This window comes from Halorubrum sp. Ea8, from assembly GCF_002252925.1.
GTDB lineage: Archaea > Halobacteriota > Halobacteria > Halobacteriales > Haloferacaceae > Halorubrum.
Window position 1 is genome coordinate 1 of the sequence record NZ_NHPF01000087.1, and the last position, 9,086, is coordinate 9,086.

Sequence of the window (9,086 nt, forward strand, 5' to 3'; positions counted from 1 at the left end):
TGCGTACGTGGCCTATCCCGTGTTCCTTATGCCCTCCTCGTTGGCCTCGTCTCCGCTGTGGGTGTATTTGCTGTTAGGCTCCTACTGTCGGGTGATGGAAGTTTTGGGCCAGTAATGATGGGAATCACAATGGCTGTCGTTTACTACGCCTTTGATCCAAATGACGCGAGTTGATGCGACCTTTTCTTATACTGACCGAAGCTAGTTTAGAACGTATCACCTGCTGAGGATTTCAACAAAGCCCGTGAAGCAAAACGCATTAGTGATGCGTTTTGAACTGGCCTGTATGCCCTCCACTAGGCGACAAATGCTTGCCTCCGTTGGAGCGTCTCTCTTGGGAGTTGCCGGATGTCTGGAGTTGGGAGATCCGAACTTGGTGATCGACAACGAGTTGAATCAGCGGGTAGCCGTTAATATCGATATCACCAGAGCATCGGATATGCGGGTGGTCATGCGTACGGACCGCTCGCTCGGAGCCGAGGAAACGACGGCGCTCTCGTATCCGGTTGACGAATCTGGCGAGTATCGTATTCAGATCACGGCTCAAGAGGCGAACACCGGCGGCGAAACGACCGTCTCTGTCGATGAATCCGTTGTTATCCATGCCGCTCTCGGTCCCGACGGGGTGTCGTTCGAAACCCGATAGCGCTCAACCGACTACCATTCTGGGAGGTCGTATCTGTATCCCTTGTATTGACCACGGCCGGGTCAGAGTGTATCACCTGTTGAGGGCTTCAATAATGCCACAAAACTCGACTGTTTCGGGCGGCCCGGTCTGCATACAGGCCGTGTACGCAGCGAGTTAGCGATGGGTGGAGACCGATCTATCTTTCTTCGAGGAGAGAGTCCCGCCGTTCACGGCGGGCGTGAATCCGACAACGCCTCCACAACCTATGTTCAGCAACAATACGGATATTTAACTAACAGTGTATCGTAGCATGACGTACACCGAGGCGGTCACACCGCCCACTCAAATGCACAATATCGGGACTCCGAGGCCCAGAACGTTCGAGACACACTCTCGAACCGCTGTGGTGTCTCGGTCAAGATAACTCCGAGTCCCCTGCCGGGATAGGAGTAACGGCGGTGTGGCCCCGCCATCGGCCTGTCATGCCGACAGGCCGTGAACCAGCAAATATCCCACCCCAGCGGTGTAGTGCCGTGGGAAGCCTCGCCGTCGTCGGGCGTAGCCCGACTGCCTGAGGGAGCTCCGCTCCCTCTCCGTTTACGGCGAGGAGGAGGTCACCTTCCACTTGTCGCAGTCCAAGTCGCACTTGCCTCGACGGCGTTCTCGACCGTGAGTTGCGCTACTTCTGGCGGAGTATCTTCTCCGCCTGCTGGGAGGAACTGGAATCGTATAGCGTCCCCTGTCGAGCCGAACTGAGCGACAAGAGTAACGATTTCACCCTGATTAGCAGTGACGAACTCAGGACGAGCGACCGTCGTTCCGGCAGCGACCTCAATATCAAGTGAGGCGTCGTATTGATCTAATTTCGTCTCTACCGAGACTGGGACAGCGTTGTTTCCTGTGTTCTCGACGAGGAGCGTTCCCCCCGGGTACTCGGATTCTTGATTGCTACCCGGAAGAATCTCTGTGCACCCGGATATTGAAACGACACCGAAACATCCCCCGATTGCCTGCAGATATCGCCGTCTCTCCATATCCATGACTCCAAACCGGGCAGTAAATGTCTTCATACACAGTGGTCATCGTTCGTTGAGGTAGTTCTCAGCTATTCCGTCGGCCCCTCCTCGCGGACTCGAACTACTGAGGTCGCTCTGCTGGATCGACGCTCTATATTTCGCACGTTGCTATTGACAGAAACTGAGGGGATCACGTGAACGCTACTGAATATGGGGCACGGGCCTTGTGTAGACGCTCCTGAACGCCTCGGTTAGTGGCTACGCAGGGCGAACAGAACCAGTCCCTGAGCGCCTCTCGACCAGCTCTCGCTGTGTAGACATCGGCCGTAGCGGACGATCTCCACCGCGTCTAAACAAGGCTTGGGGCACGTATACGGACGAATGCTTAGTTTCGTGCCGGTCTGGTTGATACTCAGGCAACCGTATTGGATTCTCCAGCAGTGACTTGGCGGCCCCGGCGGACGATAACGCCGACCCCGAATGCGAGTATCCCAAGTAATAGGCCCAACGGAATCCACATCTTCCACGCGCCGACTCCGTCGAATGACAATGGGAGTGCGACTGGGGATGGCTGGTTGAGGTAGAGCCACCAGTAGTATGTCAGTCTAGCTATCACCGGTGCTAATATCAGGAGTACGCTGATTGCGAGCCCACTATTGTCATAGGCCCACCAACTTGCCAGCCCGAATCCGACTATCACAAAACCTGGCTCGACGATTACACCCACAGCAAGCGGCAGGAACAGAATAATTAGAACGAGCACAAATACTCCCGCCGCTGTGAGAACTCCCTGTAACGATCGCTTCTGCTCACTTCCCAGTAGTGCGGTCCGGAGGGCAACTTCCATACGCCCAGATCAATCGTGGATGGTATATCTCTTGCTCAGGCCCAGCCTTGTTTAGACCGGTGTCGATCGGACGAAACGGCCGCTATCCGAAAACGAAATGGAACAGAGGGGCTCTCATAGACCGGTCCTGTTCATTCAACATAAACGCTAACCTACGTAATCGGTAGCGTGGCTCTGTTGAAATCCTCAGAAAGTGATATATTCTGCCCCGGTCGCGGTCAGTACAGCTGAATCATAGACCATCAGCGTCTTTCAACAACCGCAGTAGTAGACCCAGAGTCACCACCATTGCGACGACGAACGTAATTGCGATAATAATAGTCCCTATACCGACCATACCTGCTTTCGAGGATATAGCATCAAGAAGATACTGACTCGGGGCCCCTCATTTCAGAACCATTCAGTGCGCAGTCTTCAGCGACTGGCTGTTTCAAGTGAGAATGTATCTGAAGAATGGGATTTCAACAGAGCCGGTAGCGTCTAAACACGGCTGAACGGTTGTTATCGGCGTGCACTTGATGCACGCACTCCTTAGGTCATAACGCTCTCAAAAGATACCTAGAGTGACTATAGCGTGTGAAGAGTTCTATGACATGACAGACTTCACGCTCGATAGCTTGCACGCCATGCCGGTCAGGTTCTGAAGATTTCAACAGATCTACCAACCAGAATGCCCTATATTTAAATGTTAGCTATGCACAATATTTTGGATATGGAGACACCACAGCAATACGGCGTTGCTGGTCTCGGCCTCTCTGGGAGTCAGTATACCGTCGAACAGACGGGACAGGACAAGAATCTTCAACCCGAATATGAAGGCAAAGATATCACCGGCGACACGATATTTCGCTGTACCTACAGTATGTATGAGGGGAAGGACACGTTTCCGTTCGTCGACGCCGACGGAAACGAGATGTTCACTGTAGAGGCCAGTGGCACCTGGGATATTGCTGGTGACTACGCACTTACCGATGGCCATACTGGAGAACCTCTCGTCATTCTGGACAACGATTTTTCGCTGTTCCAAGACACATGGCGAATCCGCGACGCGGAGGATGGGTCGCTCCTCGCAGAGATTACTTCACGTGGGGGGCTCATCACGATGGGTCGAAAACTCCTGCCGGTAGGACAGTTTATCGGGCATAAATTCGAGGTGACAGACCCGGACGGTAGTTCCGTTGGTTCCATTGAGAGCGACTTCGCAATTCGTGATCAATACGATATTTCGATCAGCGATAGCAGCTCGGTCCCCATAGATCCGATCGTGGCTGGGACAGTCGTTATAGACGCGATCCAGGGAAATTGAGCCATCACGGGGTATGTCAGAGCAAGTGGCCTATCGAATCGAAGTCGTGTGTTGCGTTGCCTCCATCGAAACAGTAGCTCCAGACGCTCAAGATGATTAAATATGGATTTGATACTACGTGCGGTCTAATACGCGACGGCGGTAATTCGTGGATACGATGGTCATACGCTCCGCATTCAAAGATGGATTCACCGCCCTCCGCGCGAATCCGATCCTGTTCGTTGCCGGTCTCCTCGTTGGGGGTGGAAGCCAACTGCAATACGTCGGTCAGCTGACCAACTCACCAGTTCTGTCAGCAGGCGTCTCACTGTCGTGGCTGGTTGTGTTTCCGTTCGTTCTCGGTGGGTTTATCGGAACTGCTCAGGCGGCAATCGAAGGGAAAGACCCCTCACTCACCCGATTTTTCACTGCAGCGCGGACGCACTATTTCGCACTTCTCTTTGCAACGGTGGTGTTCCTGCTTCTCGTCCTCGGAACCGCTATCGGACTCGGATTGATCGGATTCGTCCTCGGCATTGTGCCGATAGCGCTCGCCGCGATTAACCGGACAGCCGGTCTCGTCGCAGGTATCGGGTCTATGATCATCTGGCTGGTGTCGATTCTCGCTGTCATTATGTTCGTACAGTTTTACGACACTGCGATCGTCCTTGAAGATCAAAGCGTTACTGATGCGTTCCGGAGAAGTATTGCGCTCGTCCGCTCGAACATCAAAAGCGTCGCCGGATTCTCGCTGGTGTGGCTGGTCTTGGTGAACGCCTTCTTAGTCCCCGAATACCTGCTTCGGGTAACGCTAACAGACGCTAAACCGGTTGAGGTATTACCTATCGACCTCGGGATACCGATAGCAGTTCTGCTCCCGATCGGGATTACACTTTCCGCAGTCGGCTTCGCGTACTTCTATACGGTGTACACGGCCTACTACCTGCGACTGAGCGCTGTCTCACCTGCCGTTCCGGAAGCAACGAAAACACCTATCAACGACTACGCATGATGTTCTCGAACAGCTATCGATCGGATCAGGTCCCCGCAACCGCTATTTACAGAAGGTAACCATGGCACGACTCCTTCCGACACAAACCGACGCTGCCGTTGAGCGAAGCGATGCCCCGACGGTACTGAGCCTCGACGACGACGCAACACGAGACGTGATCGAAGCGTTATCGTCCGAAACCGCCTACGAGATCTTTCGACTGCTCAACGAGACACCGGCGACCCCAGCGCGGATCGCTGAGCAACTCGACCAGAGCGTACAGAACGTCCACTACCACTTGGAGAATCTCGAAGCAGCAGGGGTAATCGAAGTCACGGACACCTGCTATTCGGAGAAAGGCCGTGAGATGAGCGTCTTCGTCGTTTCCGAGGATCCGACGCTGCTCTTCCTCGGCACTAAAGACGATCGACCAAGTCTCAAACGCGCGTTCAAATCGTTCGCATCGCTACTCGGACCCCCGTCGATCCTACTTGCGGTCGGCGAATCGGTCTCACACCTCTTCACCGGTGAATGAGCGATCGTAACGACCGATCGATCCAAAATGCTTCTGTTGTCGACGACTCGACCGTCCGTGACGTGGCACCGACGATTAGAACGCAAGGTGATACCGACGGCTGCGGCTGCCTCAACTGCCGAAATATCGAGACAATCACCACGCATCGCACCGTCCTCGATACGTTAGTCTGGTCAGTTCGCCTGTTTCGGTCCTATCCGTCTATCCTCGGCTTCTCGGCCGTAATCATTCTCGCTAATCGACTCCTCGAAACGGAGAGTATCAATATACTTCCAGTACCTGCGATCGACATCATCGAGTTCGTCACAGCGTTCGCGTTCGTTTTTTTGATCCGAGCGTACGTTGCGACAATCGTTGCCGGAGAACTGACCAGTGATCGTGTGACGGCGCGTAAAGGACTCTCTCACACCGTTGCCCGAATCCCCGCGTTCGGTATCACCATTTTACTCGTCATCTTACTGGTAATGAGCACAGCCGCTGCCTCAGCCCCGCTCTTCGGGCTTCTCCTCGTGTTTCCCGGCAACCCTATCGAAATCGTCGGATTTCCTGCCGTTGCAGGGGTCGGCGCTCTCGTCGCCTTGGGTCCGCCTCTCCTGTTGTTATTCAAGTTCTGGTTCGCGTTGGAAGCGTGTGTCGTCGGTCATTACGGTCCCGTCGACTCACTCCGAATCAGTTGGCGCATTACAACGAACTACCGAGCGAAAATCCTCCTCCTCGTCCTGATCGCTCTCGGAAGCGGCGTCACTTTCTACCTGCCTTCATACGTCTTGCAGATCGGATCGGATCTCGGCCTGCTCTCCTCCCTCGTGAATATGATCGCAGCGAGTATCGGCGAACTACTCTCCGTCGTCTGGGCGAGTGCTTACGCACACATCTACGTTCAGCAGGTTATTACGGAGTAGCTGCGAATAAGACTAAAAACTCAGTATGATTTTCAGCCGTGCTTATACTATCATGGGGCGTAAGACGGAGTATGGCCCTCCAACTAGGTCGTGCGGTCAGCGATGGCATCAGACGGGTATTTACTCGAACCGGCGGAATCCTCTTCGTCGGGCTACTTGCCATCCAACTGCTCACTCAAACCGCAGTCAACAGCGCCGTGCTCGGCTTTCTTCCCTCTGAAGCAATGACGGAATTCGCTGGAAGCGGCGGGCTGGCACTGCCCGTCTCCGGAAGCGTCGGACTTGCACTGTTCGGCGTGACGAGCGTCCTCGGTGCGGTGTATTTCGTCGTGCTCTCACGCGCTTTCGCCCGGCCGCTCCGTGAACTATCGACGTTCCCCGCGGGATACGCCAACCGACTCGGACGCGCCACGTTCTCGGCGGTCATCGGCGGAACGGTCGTGAGCATCTCGGTAGGTATCGGCACCGTACTGTTGTTCCTCCCCGGGATATTCCTCGCGGCGTCGTTCATGTTCTTCATATTCGCTATCAGCGTCGAGGATCGCGGCATCTATGCAAGTCTCAAGCGGAGCTGGGGACTCGCTCGTGGATCGCGGCTCAAACTCTCCCTCCTCGTGATCCTGTCTGCCGTGTTCGGTGGGATCGTCGGCGGCGTTGCGCCGGTGTTGGACCTCGCAGGTCTTCCCCTCGTCGCCGACCTCGCTACGGTTGTTCTTACTACAGTCTTCTTCCTCCCCTTCTACGCCATCGTCGCGTCGGCGTACCTGCAAGTACGTGACGATCCCGGTGGTGGCGGTAGTTCCGAAACGATCGACCCGGTTGAGACGTCGCAAATGGCCGAATTATGAACTTCGTCTGTTAAATCTGATTTTCACTTTTGACCGGGTTATTGATCTCAGCGGTGGAACGGTTGATGTATGCCCTCCGCGACACGGCGCAATGTACTCGCACTGCTCGGCGGCGGAGTCGTCATCGGCTCGGCCGGCGGCGCGGTTGCGTACACTCAACCTGATCAGACACCGTTCGTGATTGTGAACAATCAGCTGCGTAGTGCGCAGGTGGTTACGGTGCAGATTCGCACTACCGACACGGGCGAGATACTCATGGACGATACACGGACGATCCCCGCAGGCGACGAACAGGGATACACGGATCTCGTCGCCGACAAACCCCTCTTAGTCACCGTACGAACCGATAACGGATTAGAGAAAACGTATAGTTGGAGCTCACCGGCCGGCAACAATGGGTTAGGGGTCGGGATCACCGCGGACGGGATCGGATTTGAGGTCGCCACCCTGTCATAACCCCCGTTTACACTGGCTTCGCGCTGTGTATCTCGCACAGCTATTGGAACACCTGCTTAAATAAGCAGAAGCTCCGGTGGCCAATATGCAATCCTGCAGCTCTGTTGACCGGGACTGGAACGGTATGTATCAGCCGATGAGGATCTCAACAGAGGCGCTCAACGTACAGGTTCCTATTGTCAGTAGCATCAGCTAGGTCGCTGAACTTGTGCGACTCGTAGTAATCCTCTATAGCCTGTAGCCACTACGACGCACGGAGGATACTTGCGATCGGCGTCTCAGTTCAAACAGCGGAAGGTAACCGAACCCTCTGGTAGTCACTCAAAACAACAGGAAAAGAGTGAATCAAGTCGGCATAGTGATAATGACGCATCTGAGTCGGACAAAGAGTCGGTAGATTCACAGGAAAAATCGACTCGGATGAAATACGCCGAGAGGTACGGCAATTCGTGGCCAGAAGACCGAAAACGCCGCTTCCTCAGAGAACATGAAGTTTCTTCAGAAGAGATGGGTTGGAAACTGAAAGAGTGGCTCTGTTGAAATACTTAAGAACTGATAGGATTGGCGTGGGAGATACAGAGGATGTAGTCAGCACAAGAGCTTCGATATCTTCTCTAAATGAATCCTGAATCAGCTGATAGAATGTGACTGCTTACTGATACATCCGTTCGAAAACAGACTGCGTAACGATTATAACGACGACGACAATCGTAAACCTCGACAACAGTCCAAAATCCGTCAATGCCCGTAGGGAGACAAGAACAACGAGGGCAACCACAGCAGAGGCGGCTAGTTTCTGGTTCTCGCGGGAGACCATATCGTACATCAACAGAATTGAATAAAATACCTACCGAAAAGTGGTTCCTCTGTACTGACCGATTCATACCCTGTATTGACCGTTCAGAGTGATCGGTCTATATTACGAATGAGACAGGCGATGGTGAGTTCCCAGAACTGTTTCCGCCAGCGTCGTGACCGGACAAACGCACCAAACTTCCGATTAAGCGTAGAGTTGACTGTCTCGGATTGACTCCGCTGGCCGTAGAGATCAGTGTCTAAGCGTGCGTTCCATGCCCGATGAAGTGACGTGAATTCACGATGTTTGATCAGTGGGCGAACCTCGTGTTGACGGCAAAGTCGTCTGATATTCTGGTCGTCGTAGCCTTTATGACCGAGCAGAATACCGACACTCTCGGGATTACGCTTGATCAACGACGGGGAAATCTGGCTATCGTGTTTCCGAGTCGTCGTCACGTGGAGATCGAGAATTGCGTTCACCTTCGCATCAACCAACAGCGTCACTTTGAGCTGCTGAATCGTGAGTTCAGCTCGTTTCGTATAATGTTTCGAGGCGTGACTGCGGTCACACCCTGACGCATCAATCCCGACGATTCCGTTTGTCGGGAGCAGTGTCGCTGAGAGAGTCAATAAGACTCGCCATACGACCATATCAAGTCGATTAAACGCCTTACAGAGCGTTGATGACGTAGGAAGTTCGGCTAATGCAAGAGTCCGGCGGATGCGTGGCATCTCGATCAGTTCGTCAAGCAGGTCACGGTAGGTCGTACTCTTCCGAAC

General features: G+C 54.0%; 11 protein-coding genes. 7 read left to right on the forward strand and 4 right to left on the reverse strand.

Translation table 11 applies throughout. The annotated features are described in order from the left end of the window. Positions 1-286 precede the first annotated feature (286 nt). A complete protein-coding gene (locus DJ74_RS18715; protein ID WP_141212001.1) occupies positions 287-646 on the forward strand; it encodes a hypothetical protein in 360 nt (119 codons plus the stop codon). A gap of 596 nt (positions 647-1,242) precedes the next feature. Here DJ74_RS18715 and DJ74_RS18720 read toward each other — a convergent pair. Both DJ74_RS18720 and DJ74_RS18725 read right to left on the reverse strand, forming a co-directional pair. Continuing rightward, positions 1,243-1,698 carry a hypothetical protein gene (locus DJ74_RS18720; RefSeq protein WP_141212690.1) on the reverse strand — a complete coding sequence of 152 codons (456 nt, stop codon included), beginning with the start codon at positions 1,696-1,698 and terminating at the stop codon, positions 1,243-1,245. 358 nt (positions 1,699-2,056) lie between these two features. Next, positions 2,057-2,491, reverse strand: coding sequence for a hypothetical protein (locus DJ74_RS18725; protein ID WP_141212691.1), 435 nt, complete (start codon positions 2,489-2,491; stop codon positions 2,057-2,059). 712 nt (positions 2,492-3,203) lie between these two features. Here DJ74_RS18725 and DJ74_RS09450 point away from each other — a divergent pair. The 6 genes from DJ74_RS09450 (at position 3,204) to DJ74_RS09475 (ending at position 7,508) form a co-directional block, all read left to right on the forward strand. After that, positions 3,204-3,797 (forward strand): hypothetical protein, encoded by a 594-nt coding sequence (locus DJ74_RS09450; protein ID WP_094524302.1) that lies wholly within the window; start codon positions 3,204-3,206, stop codon positions 3,795-3,797. Positions 3,798-3,954: 157 nt separating this feature from the next. After that, a complete protein-coding gene (locus tag DJ74_RS09455) occupies positions 3,955-4,788 on the forward strand; it encodes a hypothetical protein (RefSeq protein WP_094527091.1) in 834 nt (277 codons plus the stop codon). 61 nt (positions 4,789-4,849) lie between these two features. Next, positions 4,850-5,302, forward strand: coding sequence for a helix-turn-helix domain-containing protein (locus DJ74_RS09460; protein WP_094524304.1), 453 nt, complete (start codon positions 4,850-4,852; stop codon positions 5,300-5,302). Continuing rightward, positions 5,299-6,204, forward strand: coding sequence for a hypothetical protein (locus DJ74_RS09465; protein WP_094527092.1), 906 nt, complete (start codon positions 5,299-5,301; stop codon positions 6,202-6,204). The genes DJ74_RS09460 and DJ74_RS09465 overlap by 4 nt, the downstream gene beginning before the upstream one ends. 71 nt (positions 6,205-6,275) lie before the next feature. After that, positions 6,276-7,052, forward strand: a complete 777-nt coding sequence (locus DJ74_RS09470) for a hypothetical protein (RefSeq protein ID WP_094524306.1) — start codon at positions 6,276-6,278, stop codon at positions 7,050-7,052. Between the two features lie 69 nt (positions 7,053-7,121). Beyond that, positions 7,122-7,508 (forward strand): hypothetical protein, encoded by a 387-nt coding sequence (locus DJ74_RS09475; protein WP_094524307.1) that lies wholly within the window; start codon positions 7,122-7,124, stop codon positions 7,506-7,508. Between the two features lie 652 nt (positions 7,509-8,160). On the opposite strand, the gene DJ74_RS19170 is transcribed toward DJ74_RS09475, so the two are convergent. Together DJ74_RS19170 and DJ74_RS09480 are read right to left on the reverse strand one after the other, a co-directional pair. After that, entirely contained in the window at positions 8,161-8,325 is a 165-nt protein-coding gene (locus DJ74_RS19170; RefSeq protein WP_170938240.1) for a hypothetical protein, read from the reverse strand. 83 nt (positions 8,326-8,408) lie between these two features. Continuing rightward, positions 8,409-9,086, reverse strand: a 678-nt coding sequence (locus tag DJ74_RS09480; RefSeq protein ID WP_094527093.1) for an IS5 family transposase, incomplete at its 5' end; no start/stop codon positions are given.